The organism is Halopseudomonas salegens, assembly GCF_900105655.1.
GTDB classification, from domain to species: domain Bacteria; phylum Pseudomonadota; class Gammaproteobacteria; order Pseudomonadales; family Pseudomonadaceae; genus Halopseudomonas; species Halopseudomonas salegens.
Window position 1 is genome coordinate 2,696,468 of the sequence record NZ_LT629787.1, and the last position, 22,316, is coordinate 2,718,783.

The 22,316-nt window shown below is 58.8% G+C and carries 21 protein-coding genes, 1 other RNA gene and 1 riboswitch; of the genes, 11 read left to right on the top strand and 11 right to left on the bottom strand.

Going from position 1 to position 22,316, the window contains the following annotated elements:
* Positions 1-134: 134 nt before the first annotated feature.
* Positions 135-488: RNase P RNA component class A (gene rnpB / locus BLU07_RS12400), an RNA gene on the bottom strand.
* Between the two features lie 273 nt (positions 489-761).
* A riboswitch (guanidine-I (ykkC/yxkD leader) is annotated at positions 762-861 on the top strand.
* 45 nt (positions 862-906) lie between these two features.
* On the opposite strand from rnpB, the gene BLU07_RS12405 reads away from it, so the two are divergent.
* From BLU07_RS12405 to atzF, 6 genes are all read left to right on the top strand, one after another.
* Positions 907-1,725 (top strand): ABC transporter permease, encoded by an 819-nt coding sequence (locus BLU07_RS12405; protein ID WP_092387393.1) that lies wholly within the window; start codon positions 907-909, stop codon positions 1,723-1,725.
* Position 1,726: 1 nt separating this feature from the next.
* Positions 1,727-2,530, top strand: a complete 804-nt coding sequence (locus tag BLU07_RS12410) for an ABC transporter ATP-binding protein (protein WP_092387395.1) — start codon at positions 1,727-1,729, stop codon at positions 2,528-2,530.
* A 2-nt stretch (positions 2,531-2,532) separates the two neighbouring features.
* Positions 2,533-3,261: an urea amidolyase associated protein UAAP1 gene (locus tag BLU07_RS12415; protein ID WP_092387397.1), complete on the top strand. Its 729-nt coding sequence runs from the start codon at positions 2,533-2,535 to the stop codon at positions 3,259-3,261.
* Between the two features lie 13 nt (positions 3,262-3,274).
* Positions 3,275-3,910: an urea amidolyase associated protein UAAP2 gene (locus BLU07_RS12420; RefSeq protein WP_092387399.1), complete on the top strand. Its 636-nt coding sequence runs from the start codon at positions 3,275-3,277 to the stop codon at positions 3,908-3,910.
* A 164-nt stretch (positions 3,911-4,074) separates the two neighbouring features.
* Positions 4,075-7,680, top strand: coding sequence for an urea carboxylase (gene uca, locus BLU07_RS12425; protein ID WP_092387401.1), 3,606 nt, complete (start codon positions 4,075-4,077; stop codon positions 7,678-7,680).
* On the top strand, positions 7,677-9,479 hold the full coding sequence (gene atzF / locus BLU07_RS12430) for an allophanate hydrolase (protein ID WP_092387402.1): 1,803 nt from the start codon (positions 7,677-7,679) through the stop codon (positions 9,477-9,479). The genes uca and atzF overlap by 4 nt, the downstream gene beginning before the upstream one ends.
* Positions 9,480-9,666: 187 nt before the next feature.
* Here atzF and rsmI read toward each other — a convergent pair whose 3' ends face one another.
* Positions 9,667-10,530: a 16S rRNA (cytidine(1402)-2'-O)-methyltransferase gene (gene rsmI, locus BLU07_RS12435; RefSeq protein WP_092387403.1), complete on the bottom strand. Its 864-nt coding sequence runs from the start codon at positions 10,528-10,530 to the stop codon at positions 9,667-9,669.
* Between the two features lie 149 nt (positions 10,531-10,679).
* Here rsmI and BLU07_RS12440 point away from each other — a divergent pair, with 149 nt between their 5' ends.
* The 4 genes from BLU07_RS12440 to BLU07_RS12455 are packed head-to-tail and all read left to right on the top strand — an operon-like array spanning position 10,680 to position 14,050.
* Positions 10,680-12,506: a penicillin-binding protein activator gene (locus tag BLU07_RS12440; protein WP_092387405.1), complete on the top strand. Its 1,827-nt coding sequence runs from the start codon at positions 10,680-10,682 to the stop codon at positions 12,504-12,506.
* Positions 12,503-12,880, top strand: a complete 378-nt coding sequence (locus BLU07_RS12445) for a YraN family protein (protein WP_092387407.1) — start codon at positions 12,503-12,505, stop codon at positions 12,878-12,880. Before BLU07_RS12440 ends, BLU07_RS12445 begins: the two co-directional genes overlap by 4 nt.
* Positions 12,881-12,890: 10 nt before the next feature.
* Positions 12,891-13,484: a phosphoheptose isomerase gene (locus tag BLU07_RS12450; RefSeq protein ID WP_092387409.1), complete on the top strand. Its 594-nt coding sequence runs from the start codon at positions 12,891-12,893 to the stop codon at positions 13,482-13,484.
* Positions 13,481-14,050, top strand: coding sequence for a BON domain-containing protein (locus BLU07_RS12455; protein WP_092387411.1), 570 nt, complete (start codon positions 13,481-13,483; stop codon positions 14,048-14,050). Before BLU07_RS12450 ends, BLU07_RS12455 begins: the two co-directional genes overlap by 4 nt.
* A 142-nt stretch (positions 14,051-14,192) precedes the next feature.
* Here the strand turns inward: BLU07_RS12455 and BLU07_RS12460 are convergent, their stop codons facing one another.
* The 7 genes from BLU07_RS12460 to rplM form a co-directional block, all read right to left on the bottom strand.
* Entirely contained in the window at positions 14,193-14,579 is a 387-nt protein-coding gene (locus BLU07_RS12460; protein WP_092389827.1) for a ClpXP protease specificity-enhancing factor, read from the bottom strand.
* Between the two features lie 84 nt (positions 14,580-14,663).
* On the bottom strand, positions 14,664-15,293 hold the full coding sequence (locus BLU07_RS12465; RefSeq protein ID WP_092387413.1) for a glutathione S-transferase N-terminal domain-containing protein: 630 nt from the start codon (positions 15,291-15,293) through the stop codon (positions 14,664-14,666).
* 155 nt (positions 15,294-15,448) lie between these two features.
* Positions 15,449-16,231 carry a cytochrome c1 gene (locus BLU07_RS12470; RefSeq protein WP_092387415.1) on the bottom strand — a complete coding sequence of 261 codons (783 nt, stop codon included), beginning with the start codon at positions 16,229-16,231 and terminating at the stop codon, positions 15,449-15,451.
* Entirely contained in the window at positions 16,231-17,454 is a 1,224-nt protein-coding gene (locus tag BLU07_RS12475; protein WP_092387417.1) for a cytochrome b, read from the bottom strand. Before BLU07_RS12475 ends, BLU07_RS12470 begins: the two co-directional genes overlap by 1 nt.
* Positions 17,454-18,047: a ubiquinol-cytochrome c reductase iron-sulfur subunit gene (petA, locus tag BLU07_RS12480; RefSeq protein WP_092387419.1), complete on the bottom strand. Its 594-nt coding sequence runs from the start codon at positions 18,045-18,047 to the stop codon at positions 17,454-17,456. Before petA ends, BLU07_RS12475 begins: the two co-directional genes overlap by 1 nt.
* A gap of 194 nt (positions 18,048-18,241) precedes the next feature.
* Positions 18,242-18,631, bottom strand: a complete 390-nt coding sequence (rpsI, locus tag BLU07_RS12485) for a 30S ribosomal protein S9 (RefSeq protein WP_092387421.1) — start codon at positions 18,629-18,631, stop codon at positions 18,242-18,244.
* 12 nt (positions 18,632-18,643) lie between these two features.
* Entirely contained in the window at positions 18,644-19,072 is a 429-nt protein-coding gene (rplM, locus tag BLU07_RS12490; protein WP_092387423.1) for a 50S ribosomal protein L13, read from the bottom strand.
* A gap of 306 nt (positions 19,073-19,378) precedes the next feature.
* On the opposite strand from rplM, the gene BLU07_RS12495 reads away from it, so the two are divergent.
* Positions 19,379-20,419 carry an NADP(H)-dependent aldo-keto reductase gene (locus BLU07_RS12495; RefSeq protein WP_092387425.1) on the top strand — a complete coding sequence of 347 codons (1,041 nt, stop codon included), beginning with the start codon at positions 19,379-19,381 and terminating at the stop codon, positions 20,417-20,419.
* A 33-nt stretch (positions 20,420-20,452) separates the two neighbouring features.
* Here BLU07_RS12495 and zapE read toward each other — a convergent pair whose 3' ends face one another.
* Both zapE and BLU07_RS12505 read right to left on the bottom strand, forming a co-directional pair.
* On the bottom strand, positions 20,453-21,550 hold the full coding sequence (gene zapE, locus BLU07_RS12500; protein WP_092387427.1) for a cell division protein ZapE: 1,098 nt from the start codon (positions 21,548-21,550) through the stop codon (positions 20,453-20,455).
* Positions 21,551-21,614: 64 nt separating this feature from the next.
* Positions 21,615-22,247 carry an alpha/beta hydrolase gene (locus BLU07_RS12505; protein ID WP_092387429.1) on the bottom strand — a complete coding sequence of 211 codons (633 nt, stop codon included), beginning with the start codon at positions 22,245-22,247 and terminating at the stop codon, positions 21,615-21,617.
* Positions 22,248-22,316: the final 69 nt, after the last annotated feature.

The following is a 22,316-nucleotide window of genomic DNA, read 5'->3' on the forward strand; positions in this document are numbered from 1 at the left end:
TTATCAAGAGTAAGATTATTTCGTTCTGAGGGGAGAGGTTTTTGCGCAAAAAATAACCAATAGCGAGCAGTCATGCCACAAGAAGGCGCTTACCGGCCCGAGCCTGACGGCCCGATAGCCGCCAGGATAGAAAAAATCAGAGTTGGCCTGTAAGCCGGGTTCTGTCGAGAACAGTCATTCGTCTACGATTGCCATCACTGACAACCTCTAGCAACCTACCCGAACCCAGTGCGGGCCACACCGATGGGTTCCTATTTGGTCTTGCTCCGAGTGGGGTTTACCGTGCCACGAACTGTTGCCAGTCGCGCGGTGCGCTCTTACCGCACCCTTTCACCCTTACCTGATCCCCTTGCGGGGCCATCGGCGGTCTACTCTCTGCTGCACTTTCCGTAGGCTCGCGCCTCCCAGGCATTACCTGGCACTCCGCCCTGTGGAGCCCGGACTTTCCTCCCTTCCGCAAGCGGAACGGCGACTGTCCAGCCAACTCTGCCACTAGGTTAGCCTGCTGGCAGCCCGCCAGCAAGCACGATTGGCAACCCGAGGACAAAATGCACCACAAACCCGCGACCGGAGCGCAAAACGCACCAAAAACGTGCGCAAGCGGAGCAAGAATCAGTCGTCTGAACGGCTCATGCGCCGACCCATCTTGTATACAAGCTTGTACACCAGGTTGGCACGGCGCCTGCATTAACTCCTGTGCATCGAGATCCAGGCCTTAAGGGTTCTGAGCATGCCGAGCCTTGCGCTCGCACATATGGGTACCAATGGACATCTAGGGTTCCGACCTGCCAGGCAGGTGACTGGACCGAGAGTTGTCGACCTCCAGCGGGGGTTACACGGCGGGATAAAAGCCCGGGAGACACTCAGACGCCTGAGATCTCTTACCTGTAACCATTGGAGACCGCCATGCCCCGACTGATGAACCGGCAACCAGGACGCCCGCTCAAACTGGCACTGGTCCTGCTGCCCTTCGCTCTGCTCCTGTTGCTGTACGTGTACAACTCGCAGGCGCGGCTGGCAGAAAACCCCAATGACAAGCTGCTGCCCAGCTTTTCCCAGATGAGCGACGCCGTTGAACGCATGGCCTTTACCGAGGATCGGCGCAGCGGACGTTATCTGCTGTGGGATGATACCGCCGCCAGCCTCAAACGCCTGGGTACGGGTTTAGGCATCAGTGCAGCCGTCAGCCTGGTGTTCGGCCTGGCCATGCTGATTCCCTTGCTGCGCATGCCTTTCTCACCCTTGATTACCGTCATCTCGATGATCCCGCCCCTCTCCATACTGCCGATTCTGTTTATTGTGTTGGGGCTCGGCGAACTGTCCAAGGTGATGCTGATCGTGATCGGCATCACCCCGGTACTGATACGTGACCTGCAGCAACGGGTCAGCGAGATTCCGACGGAAACCCTGGTCAAAGCGCAAACGCTGGGCGCCAATACCTGGCAAGTGGTCATCCGCGTAGTCTTGCCTCAACTGCTACCACGCCTACTGCTGGGTCTCAGCCTGGCACTGGGCCCGGCCTGGTTGTTCCTGATTGCCGCCGAGGCCATCGCCTCCACCGAAGGCCTGGGCTACCGCATCTTCCTGGTACGTCGCTACCTGGCGATGGACGTGATCCTGCCCTACGTGGCCTGGATAACCCTGCTCGCTTTCATCATGGACCGGATTCTCAAAGGCACCGGCCGTTTGCTGTTCCCCTGGTTCGAACCCAAAGGAGCTCACTGATATGAGTGCCATCGAAATCAAGGGCGTCTGGCAGCAATATGCCGACCTGGTCGTACTGGAAAACATCAACCTTAACGTCGACAGCGGTGAATTCATCACCATGGTCGGCGCCTCCGGCTGCGGCAAGTCCACGTTCCTGCGTCTGCTGTTGGGTCAGGAAGCACCCAGCAAAGGTGAGTTGCTGCTGGACGGCAAACCGCTGGCAAAAGAGCCCGGCCCCGATCGTGGCGTGGTTTTTCAGCGTTACTCGGTATTCCCGCATCTGACTGTGCTCGGCAACGTACTGCTTGGGCTGGAGCTACAGGAATCCCCATTCCTGGGCCGCTTACTCGGTGCCAAGCGCCGCGAAGCACGCGAAAAAGCCGTCGCCATCCTGGAAAAGGTCGGCCTCGGGCATGCCCTGAACAATTACCCACATGCGCTCTCCGGCGGCATGCAGCAACGCCTGGCGATTGCCCAGGCACTGGTCAAAGCGCCGCGCATCCTGCTACTCGACGAGCCATTCGGCGCGCTGGACCCGGGCATTCGCAAGGACATGCACGACCTGCTGCTGGACTTGTGGAAACAGACCGGTCTGACTGTGTTTATGGTCACCCATGATCTGGCCGAGGGTTTCACCCTGGGCACGCGTCTGCTGGTCTTTGACAAGACCCGCGTCGATCCTCAAGCACCCGGCGCCTATGGCGCCCGCATCACCTATGACATCCCGCTGAACAGTGACCGTAAGGCGGCCAAAGCTGCCGTTGACGCTCTGCCTGAAAGCGTCACCCGTTCACTGTCCACTAGCCCAGCGCAAGGAGCCTGAAGATGACTCTGCCTGCACCCGTTCGCCCCACCCTGTACCGGGAAGTTCTACCCGGCGGTGGGCATACCTCTTTCGTACTGAAACGCGGCCAGTTGCTGCGCCTGACCGATATCGAAGGCGGCGCCAACGTCGGCCTGCTGCTGTTCAACGCACAGGAGAAAAGCGAACGCCTGAACCTGCCCGACAGCCTCAAGTGCCAACACACCGCCAAACTGACCGCCGGCCACTGCCTGTACTCGGATATGGGCCGGGTGCTGGCAGCCATCGTCAGCGACAGCTGCGGCTGGAGCGACAGTTTCGGTGGTGTACTGAATGCCGATGAAGTGCAGGAGAAGTATGGCGACGGCAACTATCAACAGCTGCGCAACGGCTTTTACCGCAATGGCGTCGACAACCTGCTGGTGGAAATGGGCAAATGGGACATGCAGCTGCAGGACCTGCTGATGACCCTGAACCTGTTCAGCAAGGTCACCGTGGATGCCAACGGCCAGTTCCAGTTTCACCCCGGCAACAGCAAAGCCGGCGATGTCATCGAACTCTATGCCCCCATGGATACCCTGGTGGTACTGACCGCTCTGCAACACCCGCTGGACCCGAATCCCGAGTATGCACCCAAGCCGGTCAAGCTGAGCTGGCATCGGGTCAGTGAAGACGGCATCACCGTACTGTGTCGCCGCACCCGCGAGGAAAATGTTCGCGGCCTGCACAACACCGACCGTATCTTTCTCTGATGAGGGCCAGACCATGACCTTGACCCACAGCGACAAACAGATCGAGCAGGCCAGCTTCCGCAGCACCATTGCCGCGGGCGAGCCCTTCATGCATGACCTCAAGGCCGGCCAGACCCTGCGTCTGCTCGATCTGGAAGGCAATCAGGCGGTCGATACACTGTTTTTCAGTGCGACCAATCCGCGCGAGCGCTATGACGTGCAACGCACCCTGCGCAAACAGAATGCCGTCTACCTGACCACCGGCAGTGTGCTCTACAGCAACCTGGGCAACCCGATGCTGACGATTACCGCCGATACCTGCGGCCGCCACGACACCCTGGGCGGTGCCTGCGCCCAGGAAAGCAACACCGTGCGCTACGCCCTGAACACCCGCTACATGCACAGCTGCCGCGACAACTTCCTGCGCGCCGCGCTGCACGACGGTCGCCTGCGCAAGGCCGACATCAGCCACAACATCAATTTCTTCATGAATGTGCCGGTGACGCCCGAAGGCGGACTGACGTTTGAAGACGGCATCTCCGGCGCCGGCAAGTACGTTGAACTGGTCGCGCACATGGACACTATAGTCCTGATTTCCAACTGCCCCCAACTCAACAACCCTTGCAACGGCTACAACCCGACGCCGGCGGAATACATCGTTTGGGACTAACCCAAAAAGCCGCTGAAAGCTGGAGGCCGAATGCCGCAAGCAGCCACTCACTGCACGCGCAACCTTCCAGCGTCCAGCCTTGAGCCTCCAGCGTTGTAACGCTCACCGGGACGACCCGACGGGCGACGAAAAAGGAACCGGGACGACCCGGTCGAGGAAAGACCATGTTCAACACCCTGCTGATTGCCAACCGTGGTGCCATTGCCTGCCGCATCCTGCGCACCCTGAGAACCCTGGATGTGCGTGGCGTGTCGGTGTATGCCGAAGCGGATGCCGGCAGCCTGCATGTACAGCAGGCCGACCAGGCAATTGCCCTCGGTGAAGGCGCCGCCTCAACCACTTACCTGAATGTCGACAAGATTCTCGCCGCCGCCCGTGACAGCGGTGCCCAGGCCATCCATCCCGGGTATGGTTTTCTCTCGGAAAATGCCGCCTTCGCCGAAGCCTGCGAAGCCGCCGGGATTGCCTTTGTCGGCCCGACGCCCGAGCAACTGCGCGTATTCGGCCTGAAGCACACTGCCCGCGCGCTGGCGAAAAAACATGGCGTACCCATGCTGGAAGGCACCGAGCTGCTGGATAGCCTGGACGAAGCACTGACCGCCGCCGAAGACGTCGGCTACCCCATCATGCTGAAAAGCACCGCTGGCGGCGGCGGTATCGGCATGCGCGTGTGCCAGTCAGCCAGTGAACTGAGCGAGGCCTTCGAGGCGGTCAAACGTCTGGGACAGAACAACTTCAGTGATGCCGGCGTGTTTATCGAAAAATACATCCAGCGCGCCCGCCATCTGGAAGTGCAGGTCTTTGGTGACGGTCAGGGCGAGGTGTTGGCCCTGGGCGTACGCGACTGCTCGGTACAGCGCCGCAACCAGAAAGTGCTGGAAGAAACCCCCGCGCCCAACCTGCCTGAAGGCATGGCCGAGGCTTTGTGCGAAGCGGCCATTCAATTGGCCAGCGCCATCAACTATCGCAGCGCCGGCACCGTGGAGTTCGTCTATGACAGCGCCGCCGCGCAGTTCTACTTTCTCGAAGTGAATACCCGCCTGCAGGTCGAGCACGGCGTCACCGAGCAGGTCTGGGGTGTGGATATCGTCGACTGGATGGTACGTCTGGCTGCCGGTGACCTGCCCCCGCTCAGCGAGCTCGGCAAGGACCTGCAACCGCGTGGCCACGCCATCCAGGCACGCCTGTATGCCGAAGATCCGGGCCGCGACTTTCAGCCCTGCCCCGGCCTGCTGACCCAGGTCGACTTCCCCGCCGCTGACGGTCAGCAGGTCCGTATCGATACCTGGGTCGAAGCCGGCTGCGAGATTGCCCCCTACTTTGATCCCATGATCGCCAAACTGATCTGCTGGCAGCCCAGCCGCGAGCAGGCCAGTGCCGCACTCGACCAGTTGCTGGCCGACACCCGGCTCTACGGCGTGGAGACCAATCAGGGCTATCTGCGGCAAATTCTCAATGATGCCCCTTTCACCAGCGGTGAACCCTGGACCCGCTGCCTGGAAGACCTGCAGTATCAGGCAACCACCTGCGAAGTGCTGATTGCCGGCACTCAAACTACGGTACAGGATCTGCCTGGCCGTGTTGGCTACTGGGCCGTTGGCGTACCGCCATCCGGCCCGATGGATAGCCGCGCCCTGGCATTGGCTAACCGCCTGCTGGGCAACGCAGCGGACGCTGCCAGCCTGGAAATGACCATGAGCGGCCCGACCCTGACATTCAATACAGCTACCCAGGTGGTGATTACCGGTGCCCCCATGCCGGTCAGCCTGGATGGCGTGGAACAACCCATGCAGCAGGTGCTTGATATTCCCGCCGGCAGCACACTGGGCCTGGGCACCATTGCCGGCGCTGGCGCACGCAGCTATCTTGCCATTCAGGGCGGCTTGCAGGTCCCGGATTACCTGGGCAGCAAGAGCACCTTTACCCTCGGCCAATTTGGCGGCCACGGCGGTCGTGCCCTGCGCGCCGGAGATGTGCTGCGCCTGCTGCCACTGGAACAGGTCGCTTCAGCCAGCCTGCCGGCTGACCTGGTTGCACCCCTCGGCGAGGTGCGCGAGCTAAGGGTCATCTATGGCCCCCATGGCGCGCCGGAATATTTCACGGCTGACTATATCGAGCAGTTTTTCGCCATCGAATGGGAAGTGCATTTCAATTCCAGCCGCACCGGCGTGCGCCTGATCGGTCCCAGGCCGGAGTGGGCGCGCGAGGATGGCGGCGAAGCCGGTCTGCACCCGTCCAACATTCACGACAACCCCTACGCGGTGGGCGCTGTCGACTTTACCGGGGATATGCCGGTGATTCTCGGCCCGGATGGCCCCAGCCTGGGCGGCTTTGTTTGCCCGGTAACCATCATCGAGGCGGACCTGTGGCAGATGGGCCAGCTCAAGGCCGGTGACAAGATCCGCTTTACTCCGGTCAGCATTGAAACTGCCCGCGAACTGGCGCAGCTGCAAAAAACCGAAATCGCTGAACTGCAGCCACACTGCCCCACGCAAAGCCCGGCTATCGCCCTGGCCTCACCGATTATTCTGGATACCGGCAAGGACGATACCCGCCTGGTCGCGCGGCTGTCCGGCGATACTCACTTATTGCTGGAAATCGGCCCGCCGGAGCTGGATCTGGTCCTGCGTTTCCGCGGCCATGCCCTGATGCAGGCACTGGAAGCCGAGCAACTGGATGGCATTATCGACCTGACCCCGGGCATCCGTTCGCTGCAGGTACATTACCAGCCGGAAACCCTGACGCTGGAGAAGCTGCTACGCATCGTCGGCAAGCTGTGGGAACAGGTATGCAGCGCCGAAGATCTGCGCGTGCCCTCACGCATCGTACATCTGCCGTTGTCCTGGGATGACCCGGCCTGCCAGCTGGCGATCGAGAAATACATGACCACGGTGCGCAAGGATGCGCCCTGGTGCCCGAGCAACCTGGAATTTATCCGCCGCATCAATGACCTGCCGGATCTGGAGGCGGTCTACCGCACGGTGTTCGAGGCCAGCTATCTGGTGATGGGCCTGGGTGATGTGTATCTGGGCGCACCGGTAGCCACTCCACTGGACCCGCGCCACCGCCTGGTCACCACCAAGTACAACCCGGCACGCACCTGGACCGCCGAAAACTCGGTGGGTATCGGCGGCGCCTATATGTGCATCTACGGCATGGAAGGCCCAGGCGGTTACCAGTTTGTCGGTCGCACCCTGCAGGTGTGGAATCGCTATCGCGAAGTCGAGGCCTTTGGCGGCAAGCCCTGGTTGCTGCGCTTTTTTGACCAGATCCGCTTTCACCCGGTATCGGCTGACGAGTTGCAACAGATTCGCAGCGACTTTCCGCTTGGTCGCCACTCTGTGCAGATCGAAGACACCGAATTGCGCCTGCAGGACTATCAGGACTTTCTGGATAGCGAAGCCGATGGCATCAGTTCTTTCCGCCAACAGCAGAAAGCCTCTTTTGAAGCCGAACGCCAGCGCTGGATCGCCAACGGCCAGGCCGACTACCAAAGTGAAGAGGCGGTCGCCGAGACCGGTGATGAAGAGCCCTTGCAAGCTGGTCAGCACAGTATCGACAGCCATATCGCCGGCAACCTGTGGCAGGTCCAGGTCAGCGAAGGTGACCAGGTCAACGCCGGCGATGTGCTGGTGATTCTCGAATCCATGAAGATGGAAATACCTTTGACCGCGCCTTGCAGTGGCGTGGTCAGAACCGTTCATGCCCAACCAGGCTCTCCGGTTCGTGCCGGGCAGCGGGTCCTTGTTCTGGAGGAATACCCTCAATGACGCACTTTGTTCATGACTTGCGCTTGCCCCAACTAGCGGCCAGCTACCGATCTGGTGCCCTGACCCCGCGCCAACTGCTGCTGGGGCTGCGTACTCAGGCGGAACAACTCAATGAAAGCAACCCGCTGTTTATTCACTTGCTGACCGAAGCCGAACTGGAGCCATATCTGACCGCGCTGGAGAACAACAATCCGGAAGAGCTGCCGCTCTATGGGGTACCCTTTGCGCTCAAGGACAATATAGACCTGGCCGGTATCCCGACCACCGCCGCCTGCCCGGCTTATGCCTATACCCCGGAAAAGTCAGCAACCCTGGTACAGCAGCTGATTGACCTGGGCGCGGTACCGCTGGGCAAATCCAATCTGGACCAGTTTGCGACCGGACTGAACGGCACCCGCTCACCTTACGGTGCCTGTCACAACGCGACCCATCCGGACTATCCTGCTGGCGGCTCCAGCTCAGGTTCCGCCCTGAGTGTCGCCCTCGGGCTATGCAGTTTTGCTCTGGGTACCGATACTGCAGGCTCCGGCCGGGTGCCGGCAGCACTGAACAATCTGGTCGGGCTCAAACAGACCCGGGGCTTGCTGTCAGTCGCCGGCGTTGTACCCGCCTGCCGCACCCTCGACTGTGTGACCTATTTTGCCGCGACCGCTGCCGAATGCTCAACGCTCCTCGGCCTGACCGCCAAACAGGACAGTGCTGACGACTATAGCCGCACCAATCCGCTATGGAACGCAGCTGATGCCTTCGGCACCCCCCGACCGTTCCGCTTTGGCGTGCCCAAAGCGGTCGAGTTTCTCGGTTGTACCGAAAGCCCCGCCCTGTTTGACCAGGCCATCGAACACCTCAAGGCGATCGGTGGCACCCCGGTAGAGATTGATCTGACGCCTTTTATGGCCGCCGCCAAACTGCTCTATGACGGCCCCTGGGTGGCCGAGCGCTACAGCGTCGCAGGTCCGTTGATCGAGAGCGATCCCGACGCAGTGCTGCCGGTGATCCGCGCCGTGCTGGAAAAAGCGCCCGACTTCACTGCGCAGGACAGCTTTGAAAACCAGTACCGTTTGCAGGCGTTCAAGGTCATTTGCGACCGGGTTCTCTCCGACGTTGACTGCATACTGACCCCGACCATTCCGCGCCCGGTCACCCTGGCCGAACTGGATGCCGAACCCGTAGCCCGCAACAGTGATCTGGGCTATTACACCAACTTCATGAACCTGCTGGACTACACTGCTGTGGCGGTACCCAGTGGTTTTATGGCCAATGGCTTACCCTGGGGCGTGACCCTGTTCAGCCGCGCCTTTACCGATCACTATCTGCTCAGCCTGGCAGCCGCCGTGCAACAGCACAGCGGCTTGCCCTTGAGTGGTGAACGCTCGCTGGATAGCAGCCTGCCGACGACCCCGGCGCGCAACGATATGGCCCGCGTGGTGGTCTGTGGCGCGCATCTGGATGGCTTGCCGCTGAACTGGCAATTGCGCCAGCGCGGCGGGCGTTTGCTGCAAGCCACCAAGAGTTCACCCGATTACAAGTTGTATGCTCTCGCTGGTGGGCCACCCATGCGCCCAGGCATGCTGCGCGTCAGTGAAGGGGGTCAGGCAATCAAGGTGGAAGTCTGGGAATTACCCAGCCGCGAGCTGGGTTCGTTTTTGACTGGAATTCCAGCGCCGCTGGGGCTGGGCAAGGTACAGCTGGCCGATGGGCGCTGGGAAACCGGCTTTATTTGCGACCCCTATGGACTTGAGGGGGCTAGCGATATCACGGAATTTGGTGGCTGGAAGGCTTGGTTGGCCAGTCGTTGAGGTTAATGCGCGGTAATTACAATCTTGAATTGACCGCGCAGGCCTGGAGCGGCTCACAAGCTCATCTGACGCTGACCTGTTGTAGACCGTTAGATGCCAGGGATGGCATCTACGAGCCCCCAGGGAAGGGTTCACGGCGTGTCTACAACAGGTCAGCGTCAGATGGGCGCTCCAACCTTATGCACGACTAATCTGCTTCACCCGATTTAGCATTTTTTACCAAAGCCCACTGATACAAACGGTTCTTCTTCTCACCGGTCAACTTGGCCGCCAGGGCTGCTGCTTGCTTAAGCGGCAACTCTTCCAACAAAATCTCCAGCGTACGCAGCACCTCGGGCGAGAGGGCATCCTCACTATCCGGCACTGGTGCCCCTTCAACCAGCAATACGCACTCACCCCGCTGTTGATCGCTATCCGCTCGCACCCACTCCAGCAATTCGGCCACTGGCGCACCCTTGATGGTTTCGAAGGTCTTGCTCAGCTCGCGGGCGAGTACCACCTGGCGCTCGGGTCCCAGTGCGCTGAGCATGTCCTCGAGGCATTCGAGCAGGCGGTGCGGCGCTTCGTAGATCAGCCAGGTGCGCGACTCATTGGCCAGGGCCTGCAGACGGTCACGCCGGCCCTTGCTCTTGGCCGGTAAAAAGCCTTCGAAGGCAAAGCGGTCTGAGGGCAGGCCGGCGGCACTGAGGGCGGCGATCAGAGCGCAAGGGCCGGCGACAGGACACACTTGCACACCGGCTTCACGGGCCTGGCGCACCAGGTGAAAGCCCGGATCGGAAATCAGCGGTGTGCCGGCATCGGAAATCAGTGCGATGGATTCGCCAGCGAGCAGGCGTTCGACCAGTCGCTGGCTCTTGTCACGTTCGTTGTGATCATGGCAGGCCGTAGTTGCCGTGCTGATGCCGAAGTGCTGCAGCAGGCGTGCGCTGTGGCGGGTGTCTTCGGCTGCAATCAGGTCGACATCGCGCAGGATGGCCAACGCTCGCGGGCTGATATCCTGCAGGTTGCCGATCGGCGTTGCCACCACATAAAGGGTTCCACTGACTGTCATCTGGCCGCTCTCGAAAAAAACTGTGATCTATTGTACATAAGCGGGCCTGCCGTGCGTGTCCGTATAGAGATTGACCGCCCCCTTGGTTACAATGCCAGTCCATTGATTCATGGTTTCGCCGGAAGCCCTGCCGTGTAAGGACAACACCGATGCGCCGCTCCTATTGCCTACCACTGGCCCTGATCAGCTTTGCCCTGGTGCTCAGCGCCTGTGCGCCACGCCCCACCCAGCTGTCAGATCTACCGCGTACACCTCAGGCCAGTGTTGAGCAGATACTCAAAGACGCTGATCGCCGCTCGGGGGTCGAAGCCAATCTGCTGCGGCTGCACGCGGCACAAGCAGCTTTGAATGCTGGCCAACCAGAACGTGTGCAACAGATTCTCGCTCAGATACCACAAAGCGAATTACCTGCCGACCAGCAAATTCGCTTTATCAGCCTGCAAGCGCAAAGCGCCCTGGCACTGGATCAAGTGCGAGTGGCTCTGCAGGCCATTCGACATCCATCGATCCAGCAACTGGACAGTCAACCGTTGGCTGACCAGATTGCCATCCACAAATTACGCGCCAATGTTCTGGAAGCGAGCGGCGATCGTGTGGCAGCAGTACGTGAACGCATATACGTAGACGGCCTCCTCAGCGGCAGCGACCAACGCAACAATCGACTGGCGATCTGGGAAATTCTTGAGCACATGGACAGCGCTGCCCTTCGGCAGGCCGCTGACGACGCGGACGGCGAACTGGCTGGCTGGCTGGAGCTGATACTGGCCAGTCGCGAAGCCGGCAGCCTTGATTTGCAAGTCAGCCGTATACAGCGCTGGCAGCAAGCCAACCCGGATCACCCGGCCAATCAACCCTTGCCCGCAAGCATTCGCCAACGCCTGGAACTCTATGCGCAGCGACCGCAACATATCGGCCTGTTATTGCCTTTCCAGGGTAGCCTGGCAGGTCCGGCTCAGGCACTGCGTGATGGGTTTCTTTCTGCGCAATACCAGATTCAGGAACAGGGACTGCCGCAGCCTCGCGTCAGCCTGTATGACAGCACGCAGTATGCAGACCTGAACCAGTTTTACCGGCAAGCAAAAATTGACGGCGTGCAATGGGTAATCGGCCCGCTGGAACGTGACAAGGTCACCCAGCTGGCACAGATGAAGCCCTTGCCGCTGCCTACACTGGCGCTGAATTATACCGACGTCGATGTATCCGGCCAGGATGACCTGTTCCAGTTCGGCCTGGCGCCGGAAGACGAAGCGCGCTCAGCCGCTCAGGCTGCCTGGCTTCAGGGATACCGCAGCATGGCTGTGGTGCAGTCGCAAGGCGACTGGGCCGAACGCTCTTACGCTGCCTTCGAACAGGCCTGGCAAGAATTGGGCGGGCAACTGCTGGGGCGAGAGGTGATTGACCAACCAGTAGACATGGCGGGCCAAATTGGCAGCCTGTTGCGTATTCGTCAGAGCGAACAACGTGGCCAACGCATTCAACGCCTGCTGGGCAACAGTGTAGTGGTGCAACCGGCACCGCGCGCAGACCTGGATGCCCTGTTTGTGGCCATTACCCCGCAACAGGGCCGTCAACTGAAACCCATTCTTGCCTTCCAGTATGCGGCCGACTTGCCGGTAATGGCGACCTCACACGTCTTTCAGCCCGGCAGCGACCCGGCTGACAATCTCGATCTCGAAGGCGTGCTGGTGGCTGAAACGCCCTGGCTACTGCACCAGACGGATGCGCTGTACCAACCGGTTGTCGACAGCTGGCCTCAAGCCAGCGGCGCTCTGGGTCGCCTGTTTGCCATGGGCGTGGATGCCCAGCGAATATTCACCTTGCTGCCGCAAATGCAGCTGGATCAGAGTACCCGACTTGAAGGCGCCACGGGCGTGCTCACTCTGAAAGCCGACGGACGAATCAGCCGCCAGGTCCCTTGGGGCATAGTGCACGATGGCCAACTCAGCGAATGGAAGCCCTTGACGGTAGAACAATGAAGCAGCCTACTCAACGTCAGGAGAGTGGCAATCTGGCCGAGCGCCAGGCTGAAAAGCTCTTGCTGCGCAGCGGTATGCGCTGCCTGGCACGCAACTTTCGCTGCAAGCGCGGCGAGCTTGATCTGGTCATGCGTGACAGGGATACAGTAGTATTTGTCGAAGTACGCAATCGACGGCACAGCCAGTGGGGCAGTGCCGCCGAAAGTGTAGACTGGCGCAAACAGCAGAAACTTATCGCTGCTGCGCAGTTCTATATTCTCAGTCATCCGCATCTGGCCGACAGCCCCTGTCGCTTTGATGTCGTTGCCGCCGACGGCGATCCGGCGGATCCAGCAAACTACCACTGGATCCGCGAAGCCTTTATCTGCCAGTGAGTCCCTGTTTATGGATATGCAACACCGTATCAAGCAACTCTTTACCGACAGCATCGAAACCAAGACCCGCGCCATGGACGAACTTGGGCCAAGTATCGAACAGGCCAGCCAGGCCATGGTCAACAGCCTGCTCAGCGAAGGCAAAATCCTTGCCTGCGGCAATGGCGGCTCCGCTGGAGATTCACAGCATTTTTCCTCCGAGCTGCTCAATCGCTTCGAGCGTGAACGCCCTAGCCTGCCAGCCATCGCCTTGACGACAGACAGCTCAACCCTGACCTCGATCGCCAACGATTACAGCTACGATGAAGTGTTTTCCAAACAGATCCGCGCTCTGGGTCAGCCGGGCGATGTACTGCTGGCTATCTCCACCAGCGGCAATTCCGGCAACGTGCTGCAGGCAATCCAGGCCGCGCATGACCGTGACATGCTGGTCGTCGCCCTGACCGGTCGTGATGGTGGCGCCATGGCCTCGCTACTTCTCCCGGAAGATGTTGAGATCCGCGTTCCAGCCAGATCTACCGCACGCATTCAGGAAGTCCATCTACTGGCCATCCACTGTCTGTGCGACCTGATTGACCGGCAATTGTTCGGGAGTGAAGAATGAAAGCGCTTACCGCTCTCCTTCTCGGCCTGACGCTCATCAGCGGCTGCAGTACTTTTCTGACCGCGACCCGTGACGGGCCGATTGAAGACAATCAGGGAACCCGGACTCTCGGCAGTGTGGTCGATGACGGGCTGATTGAAACCAAGGTAACCGTCAACGTCAACAAAGCGCATCCGGACATGCAAAGCGAGGCACGCATTCAGGTGACCAGCTTCAACGGCATTGTCCTGATTGTCGGCCAGGTACCCAGCGCCGATATGAAGCCTTTGGCTGAGCAGGCTGCTGCGAATGTGCAGCGCGTCAAGGTCGTTCACAATGAGTTGACCGTCGGTGAGCGCTTGTCAATTCTGGCCCGCAATCAGGACTCGCTGATCACCACCAATGCAAAGACCCGCATGCTCGCCGATAGCAACGTTCCCGGCCGCCGCATCAAGGTCACTACCGAAGCGGGGATCGTTTACCTGCTCGGCCTGGTGACCCGCGCCGAAGCCGACCTGGCCGTTGAGTCAGTCAAGCAGGTCGCTGGCGTGCAACGGATCGTCAAGTTGTTTGAGTATATCGACTAAAGACTTGAAAACGCTGGAGGCTGAAGGCAGGAAGACAGGGCGCCGCGTTAGCGTTGAGCACTGTTCCGGGGATACATGCCTTTGAACACATCAACCAGCCACTCACGCGGGCATTTACCTTGAAGCCTCAAGCCTTCAGCCGTTATTTAACGACCTTCAGACTCGGCTTGCCGCCAGCGGGGGGCGTTGGTGGCGTATCGTCTTCCGGCGGCGGGGAGGCAGGCTCCAACTCGAATACCATGCCCTGACCATTTTCACGTGCGTAGATGGCCATGACCGCACCAATGGGGATCCAGACCTGTTGCGCAACGCCACCAAAGCGACCGTCAAAGCACAACTTGTCGTTGTCCATTTCCAGCGCACGAATCGCGCTGGGTGACAGGTTGAGTACTATCTGGTTGTCCTCGACAAAACCTTCTGGAACCACGGTATCCGGATGGGCGGCATTGACCAGCACATAGGGAGTACAGTCGTTGTCCAGAATCCACTCGTAAAGAGCACGGAGCATGTAGGGACGGCTTGGGCTCATGTCGGCCATAGGGCAAACTCCTTGGCTGGGCTGGGCCCGCACGCTGGCAAAAGCCAGCGGCAGGAAGCGGAAAAACGCTGATGCTTACTGCATATCCTTTTCCTGCGCGGACAGGCTGGCAAGAAAACCCTCACGCTGGAAAATCCGGTCCATGTAATCAAGCAAAGGCTTGGCTGGTTTGGGCAACTCGATACCCAATGTCGGCAGACGCCACAAAATGGGCGCGATGCAGCAATCGACCAGGCTGAACTCCTCGCTCATGAAATAAGGCATCTCGGCAAACACCGGGGCTACGCCGGTCAGGCTTTCACGCAATTCCTTGCGCGCCTGGGTAGCCTGCGCCGCTGTTGTCGACGAGTTGTTCAACAAATCAACCAACTGGCACCAGTCGCGCTGCACGCGGTACATCAAGAGACGGGTATTCGCGCGGGCCACCGGATAGACCGGCAACAACGGCGGATGTGGAAAACGCTCATCGAGATACTCCATCATGATGTTCGGCTCGTAGAGCACGAGATCACGATCAAGCAAGGTGGGTACGCTGTTGTAAGGATTGTTTTCTGCCAGTTCCTGAGGGATTTCCCCCGGCTGGACATTGATAACATCGACAGTTACGCCTTTCTCCGCAAGTACGATACGCACCCGGTGGCAATAATGATCGGCAGGATCAGAGAAAAAAGCCATCGAAGAACGCTTGTTGGCGGTAACGCCCATATATCAGTCCTCACTGTCAGCGATTACCCGGTCAACCAAGCTACGTTGGCCGCAAACGGGCAATCAGCCCTTGCATGCAAAGAAGCATTATACCCCAGAAACAAGCACGCGCCCCAAAAGGGACGCGTGTTTTTTACTGCAAACCAGCTACGGGGTTAGTGAATATCTTTCCAGTATTCCCGCTTGAGCAATACGGCAAAGATAAAGAAGAAGGCCAGATACAGAAGTACGTAGGTACCGATGCGATGGCGCTCCAACTTGATCGGATCAGCCGAGTAGGCCAGGAACGCAGCCAGGTTGCGCACCGTGGTATCGAACTCTTCCGCAGTCTGGGTACCGGTCCCCTCTTCGACATAGAGCACGTCGCACTGCTCTTCCATAACCACTTCACCGGTCAACGGATCCCGCTGTACGCTGCCACCTTCGCGAACCGGAGCCTGGGCACAGCCTTTCAGCTGACGACCTTGCAACTCCATGAGCACATTGGGCATACCAACATTGGCAAATACTGCATTGTTGGCACCCAACGGACGCGACAGATCCTCATAGAAGCTTTTCAGATAGGTATACACCCAATCTTCGCCACGCACGCGGGACACCATGGTCAGGTCAGGTGCCGGAGCACCCAACCAGGCAGCAGCATCCTCACGGCGCATACCGTTTTTCATGTGCTCACCAATCAGAGTGCCGTCGGTAAAGATCAGGTTTTCCACCATCAGCTCTTCCGAGATACCCAGATCGTCAGCCACGCGCTGGTAGCGCTGATGTTCAGCCGAATGACAGCCCATGCAATAGTTCACGAAAGTACGCGCCCCATCCTGCAGCGACGCCTTGTCGCTGAGGTCGATATTGGCTTCTTCCAGCGGGACACCCGCTGGTGCGGCAAGCACCATGCCGGGCATCAGAGCGAATACCAGTGCAGTCAGATATTTTTTCATTAGCCAGTAACCCTCTCCGGAACGGGTTTAGTCTTCTCCATCCGCGTATAGAACGGCATCAGAATAAAGAAGGCGAAATACAGAGCGGTACAGATCTGCGATATCAAGGTACGGACTGGCGTGGACGGAATGGCACCCAGAATCCCCAGAATCACGAAGGATACACAGAACGCCAGCAGGGCGATCTTGCTCAACCAGCCCTTGTAGCGGATTGATCGCACCGGACTACGGTCCAGCCAGGGCAGCACGAACAGCACGGCAATCGCTCCCCCCATGGCCACTACACCCGGGAACGCGGAACCACCGATCGCAGGCACTGCGCGCAGAATCGCGTAGAAGGGCGTGAAATACCAGACCGGAGCAATGTGGTCAGGTGTTTTCAATGGGTTGGCCGGCTCAAAATTCGGGTGCTCGAGGAAGAAACCACCCATTTCCGGGAAAAAGAACACGATGGTCAGGAACACGAAGAAGAAGACGACGACACCGACCAGATCCTTGACCGTGTAATAGGGGTGAAACGCAATGCCATCAAGCGGCTTGCCGTTCTCATCCTTCAACTTCTTGATGTCGACACCATCCGGGTTGTTCGAGCCCACCTCATGCAAGGCAATGATATGCAGCACTACCAGACCAAGCAGCACGATCGGCAGAGCAACCACATGCAAGGCAAAGAAGCGGTTCAGGGTAATGCCCGAAATCAGGTAATCACCCCGCACCCACTGGGCCAGATCAGGACCAATGAAAGGAATGGCACCGAACAGCGAGATGATCACCTGGGCACCCCAGTAGGACATCTGCCCCCACGGCAGCAGATAACCCATGAAGGCTTCCGCCATGAGGATCAGATAGATCAACATACCGAACAGCCAGACCAGCTCGCGTGGTTTCTGATAGGAACCGTACAACAAGGCACGCAACATGTGCAGGTAAACCACCACGAAGAACATCGAGGCGCCAGTGGAGTGCAGGTAACGCAGCAACCAGCCGTACTCAACATCACGCATGATGTATTCGATCGAGGCAAATGCACCTGCAGCCGAGGGCTCATAGCTCATGGTCAACCAGATACCGGTGACAATCTGATTCACCAGAACCAGCATCGCCAGGGAGCCAAAGAAGTAGAAGAAATTGAAGTTCTTCGGCGCCCAGTACTTGGTCAGGTGATCTTCGACCACCTTGGAGACGCCCATGCGCTCGTTGACCCAGTTCATCAATTTACTCATCAGGCAGTCTCCTCATCCACGCCAACCACGATGACATCATCGGTCTCATAGGAATGCGGCGGAACCGGCAGGTTCAACGGAGCAGGCTGCCCGCGCCAGACGCGACCAGACATATCGTAATGCGAACCGTGACAGGGACAGTAGTAACCACCCTTCCAGTCAGCTCCCATATCGGCGGCACCCACTGTCGGACGGAACAGCGGCGAACAACCCAGGTGTGTGCAGATTCCGACCACTACCAGAATTTCGGGCTTGATCGATCGAGTACGCGGATCAATGTAGTCCGGACTGTCACAGGCCTGCGATTGCGGATCTGCCAGGATGGCCTCATTCTCAGCCAGAATCTCCAGCGCTTCAGCACTGCGCCGGGTAACAAAAATCGGCTGACCGCGCCATTCGGCAACGATTTGCTGACCTTGCTCCAGCTTGCTGATATTCACACTCACCGGCGCACCCGCTGCCCTGGCCCGGGCGCTGGGGAACCATGAACCCACAAAGGGAACAGCCGCCCCAACAGCTCCGGCAGCGCCCACCACAGTGGTGGCGGCTACCAGGAAGCGACGCCGGCCACTATTCACGCCGTCATTACTCATCCAGTCGTCTCCCATCAGCTAATCAGCCCCTTGCCGGGGCCTTATAAAGTTTCAACAGCATGCACAAAATGAATCAGATGGTAATGAAAAACCCCTTTTTTGACAAGGCGATAGTGCATGCTGTAACGATTGAGCAAAAAAAACGCCCGGCCCCGTAAACGGGTTGCCGGGCGTTCTGTGCGCTATGCCGAAGCTTAACGCTTGGAGTATTGCGGACGCTTGCGCGCTTTACGCAGACCGACTTTCTTACGCTCGACCTCACGTGCATCACGGGTAACGTAACCCGCTTTACGCAGTTCGCCACGCAGAGTCTCGTCGTATTCCATCAGAGCACGGGTGATGCCATGACGGATAGCACCGGCCTGACCGGTAGTTCCACCACCGCGAACGGTGACAAAAACATCAAACTTTTCTGTGCTCTCGGTCAGCTCCAGCGGCTGGCGTACGACCATGCGCGCTGTTTCGCGGCCGAAGAAGTTCTCCAGCGAACGATTGTTGACGGAGATATTGCCGTTGCCCGGACGCAGGAACACCCGAGCGGTGGCTGTTTTACGACGGCCAGTACCGTAGTTTTGCGACGCCATGAGTAGCTCCTGTTAGATCTTCAGTTCTTGGGGTTGCTGAGCAGCATGAGGATGCGCAGCGCCTTTGTACACTTTCAGCTTGCGGTACATGGCACGACCCAAGGGATTCTTCGGCAGCATACCCTTTACGGCAGACTCAATGACACGCTCGGGTGCACGCTGGATCAACTTCTCGAAGTTGATCGACTTGATGCCGCCCGGAAAGCCGGAGTGGCTGTAATAAATCTTGTCCTGAGCCTTGTTGCCGGTCACATGGACCTTCTCGGCATTGACAATAACGATGTAATCACCGGTATCAACGTGCGGGGTGTACTCGGCCTTGTGCTTGCCGCGCAAGCGACTGGCAACTTCGGTAGCCAGACGACCCAGGGTCAAGCCCTCGGCATCAAGTACGTACCAATCGCGTTTTACTGTTTCCGGTTTGGCGCTGAAGGTTTTCATTAATCCTAGCCTCAGAGGCCCACTATTTAGAAGAGGGCGAATCTTACAGAATGAAATGTGTTTTTACAAGTCAACAAAGCCTAGACAGACACTCAGTGGGGGCTCTGTGGGTCTGGTGGCATCTGCGCTGTAACAACAACGACAGGCTAGGCATCCTGTCGAAAGTGGACCGGCATTATGCCAATGGCGTGAGAAATTACAACTATTATTTCATTCGCATGCCACTTGAATGATTACCCCGCGTGGCTCGGCTTTTTGCTATCGTCAGCTATGCTCTTTTCACTTTGCCATGCCAAGGAGTTTTCCATGCAATACCGCCCGCTGGGTGACAGCCCCCTCAAGGTCAGCGCGCTATGTCTCGGCACCATGACCTGGGGCGAGCAGAATACCCGCAATGATGCCTTTGCCCAGATTGACCGCGCCCGCGGCGCCGGCGTCAATTTCATGGATGTGGCCGAAATGTATCCGGTACCGCCCATCGAGCCGACCCAGGGCGAGTCCGAACGGATAATCGGGGAATATTTCGCCAGCAGAGGCAAGCGCGAGGACTGGATTCTGGCCAGCAAGATCACCGGCCCCGGCGCCTGGATGCCGCACATTCGCGAGGGCAAGACCCGCTTTACCCATCAGCACATCCAGAGTGCCGTGGAAGGCAGCCTGAAGCGACTGCAGACTGACTATATTGACCTTTATCAACTGCACTGGCCTGACCGCAATACCAATTTTTTCGGCAATCTGGGCTATCGTCACAAGCCGGATGAAGAAATGACCGCGATTGAGGACACCCTGGAAGCACTGGATGTGCAGGTACGGGCCGGCAAGATTCGCAATATCGGCCTGTCCAACGAGACGCCCTGGGGTGTCATGCGCTTTCTGCAGGTTGCCCGGGAACGCGGCTGGCCGCGCATCGTCTCGGTTCAGAATCCCTACAACCTGCTGAATCGCAGCTACGAAGTGGGCCTGGCCGAGATTTCCATGCGCGAGAACGTTGGCCTGCTGGCTTACTCCCCGCTGGCCTTTGGCACCCTGAGTGGCAAATACCTGGGTGGCAAACGACCGGAAAAGGCCCGGCTGACGCTGTTCGAACGTTTCAGCCGCTATACCAACCCGCAAGCCCAGCGCGCCATTGAGGACTACGTCAAACTGGCGCGGGAGCACGGCATTGACCCGGCGCAAATGGCTCTGGCCTTTGTCACCCGGCAGCCCTTTGTCACCAGCAATATTATCGGTGCCACGACCATGGATCAGCTGAATCGCAACCTGAGCAGCATCAATCTGGGACTGAGCGATTCCCTGCTGGAAGCGATTGCGGCGATTCACACCGCCAACCCCAACCCGGCGCCCTAGCGCCGGGAAACAGAGGATCCGTCAATTCTGGCGTCAGGGTTTGTGCGCGCGGGCAAGGAATTCGTGGGATTGCATTTCCAGCAACCGACTGAGGGTCCGCTGGAACTCGAATTCCAGCCGCCCGCCGGCATACAGATCCTTGAGCGGCACTTCAGCCGAGATGATCAGCTTGACGTTCCGGTCATAGAATTCGTCGACCATATTGATAAAGCGCCGGGCCATATCGTCCTTGCTGGCATCCATGCGTTCAACATTGGCAATCAGTACTGCGTGGAAGATACGCGCAAGCTCAATATAGTCGTTCTGGCTGCGTGGCCCGTCACACAGGGCGCGAAACTCAAACCAGGCAACATCCTCACAGACCCGCAGCGAAGGAATGGAGCGATTTTCCACCGCCAGCACTTCAGCCTCGACCACTTCATCCATATCCGGCACCAGTGAATCAAAACTGCGGCGCAGACTCTCATCGGCTTCCGGGTCCAGGGGCCAGTGGTACAACTCGGCCTGCTCCAATGCACGCAAGCGATAATCAACGCCGTTGTCGACATTGACGACATCGGTATGCTCATTGATCAGGGCGATCGCCGGGAGGAAGCGCGCACGCTGCAAACCATCCTTATAGAGGCCGTCAGGGACGATATTCGAGGTGGCAACCAGGGTCACCCCATTATCGAACAATTCTTCCATCAAGGTAGCCAGAATCATCGCGTCGGTGATATCCGACACGAAAAACTCATCGAAACAGATCACTCGTGCTTCGTCGGCAAAGTTGCGGGCAATCAGGGTCAGCGGGTTTTTCTCACCCTTGAGGCCTTTGAGTTCGTGATGCACGCGCTGCATGAAGCGGTGAAAATGGGTGCGCATCTTGCGCTCAAAGGGCAAGGCATCAAAAAAGGTATCCACCAGATAGGTCTTGCCGCGGCCTACCCCACCCCAGAAATACAGGCCTTTGACCAGGGGCGGACGGCGCCGACGCAATTTACCGAACAGACCGGTGACGCCTCGCTGCTGCTCGCTGGCTACCAGTTCATCAAACAGGCGCTGCAAATGCTTGACCGCTTGCTCCTGAGCCGGGTCATGCATGAAATCGGGGCGTTTGAGATCAGCCTGATAGCGTTCAATGGGCGTCATGCGGAGATACCCTGCGAGGATGAAAATGGGGCGCTACTGTAACGCCATGACCTGACCTTGGCAATCAGCCAGCACCATTGAGTACCGCTTCCGCTGCCGCCTTGAGCTCCACCAGTTGACCATGGAAGAAATGTCCGGCAGCCGCAAACGCCTGCAACTGTGCATGATCCTCTGCCGCCAGCATGCGGCGGGTGGCAGCCGGCGAAACCACTTCATCCGCCTCGGGTACAAAGACCGTAGTGGCCCCGGCCAACGGCAGCAAATCAGCAAAGGGCATGCGCTCGACCGAAGGTGCAACCAGCAACAGGCGATCCGGCCAGCGCTCCAGCCTGGCGCCGGCTGCGGCAGCCACATAGCCCCCAAAGGAAAACCCCATCAACCAGAGTTTGCTGACCCCCAGTTCCGTACGCACCCATTCAATGGCAGCCAGGCAATCCTCGGTTTCACCCACGCCATCGGCATAGTCACCGTCGCTCTTGCCGACGCCACGGAAATTGAAGCGCAGAGTATGTGCACCAAGATCCCGGGCTGCGCGTTGCAGGGTATGTACTACCTTGTTCTGCATGGCGCCCCCGTGCAGCGGATGAGGGTGGCAGATCACTGCAACAGTGTCGGCCCCTGGTTCGCGATGCAGCAGGGCCTCCAGGCCGCCGACAGGACCGTTCAGAGTGATGCGTTCTTCCAGCGGGCGACTCATGAAAACTCTCCTGAATGGGTAGCGTGACTCCGGGCATCGAACCTGCGTCCTGATAGACTGTCACAGTGA

Coding starts and splice junctions, on each gene's coding strand:
- BLU07_RS12420 (WP_092387399.1), top strand. CDS start 3,275: ATGACCTTGACCCACAGCGACAAACAGATCGAGCAGGCCAGCTTCCGC.
- BLU07_RS12445 (WP_092387407.1), top strand. CDS start 12,503: ATGAAGCAGCCTACTCAACGTCAGGAGAGTGGCAATCTGGCCGAGCGC.
- BLU07_RS12450 (WP_092387409.1), top strand. CDS start 12,891: ATGGATATGCAACACCGTATCAAGCAACTCTTTACCGACAGCATCGAA.
- BLU07_RS12460 (WP_092389827.1), bottom strand. CDS start 14,579: ATGAGCCCAAGCCGTCCCTACATGCTCCGTGCTCTTTACGAGTGGATT.
- rpsI (WP_092387421.1), bottom strand. CDS start 18,631: ATGGCGTCGCAAAACTACGGTACTGGCCGTCGTAAAACAGCCACCGCT.
- BLU07_RS12475 (WP_092387417.1), bottom strand. CDS start 17,454: ATGAGTAAATTGATGAACTGGGTCAACGAGCGCATGGGCGTCTCCAAG.
- BLU07_RS12440 (WP_092387405.1), top strand. CDS start 10,680: ATGCGCCGCTCCTATTGCCTACCACTGGCCCTGATCAGCTTTGCCCTG.
- atzF (WP_092387402.1), top strand. CDS start 7,677: ATGACGCACTTTGTTCATGACTTGCGCTTGCCCCAACTAGCGGCCAGC.
- zapE (WP_092387427.1), bottom strand. CDS start 21,550: ATGACGCCCATTGAACGCTATCAGGCTGATCTCAAACGCCCCGATTTC.
- rplM (WP_092387423.1), bottom strand. CDS start 19,072: ATGAAAACCTTCAGCGCCAAACCGGAAACAGTAAAACGCGATTGGTAC.
- BLU07_RS12410 (WP_092387395.1), top strand. CDS start 1,727: ATGAGTGCCATCGAAATCAAGGGCGTCTGGCAGCAATATGCCGACCTG.
- uca (WP_092387401.1), top strand. CDS start 4,075: ATGTTCAACACCCTGCTGATTGCCAACCGTGGTGCCATTGCCTGCCGC.
- BLU07_RS12405 (WP_092387393.1), top strand. CDS start 907: ATGCCCCGACTGATGAACCGGCAACCAGGACGCCCGCTCAAACTGGCA.
- BLU07_RS12470 (WP_092387415.1), bottom strand. CDS start 16,231: ATGAAAAAATATCTGACTGCACTGGTATTCGCTCTGATGCCCGGCATG.
- rsmI (WP_092387403.1), bottom strand. CDS start 10,530: ATGACAGTCAGTGGAACCCTTTATGTGGTGGCAACGCCGATCGGCAAC.
- BLU07_RS12455 (WP_092387411.1), top strand. CDS start 13,481: ATGAAAGCGCTTACCGCTCTCCTTCTCGGCCTGACGCTCATCAGCGGC.
- BLU07_RS12415 (WP_092387397.1), top strand. CDS start 2,533: ATGACTCTGCCTGCACCCGTTCGCCCCACCCTGTACCGGGAAGTTCTA.
- BLU07_RS12465 (WP_092387413.1), bottom strand. CDS start 15,293: ATGGGCGTTACCGCCAACAAGCGTTCTTCGATGGCTTTTTTCTCTGAT.
- BLU07_RS12495 (WP_092387425.1), top strand. CDS start 19,379: ATGCAATACCGCCCGCTGGGTGACAGCCCCCTCAAGGTCAGCGCGCTA.
- BLU07_RS12505 (WP_092387429.1), bottom strand. CDS start 22,247: ATGAGTCGCCCGCTGGAAGAACGCATCACTCTGAACGGTCCTGTCGGC.
- petA (WP_092387419.1), bottom strand. CDS start 18,047: ATGAGTAATGACGGCGTGAATAGTGGCCGGCGTCGCTTCCTGGTAGCC.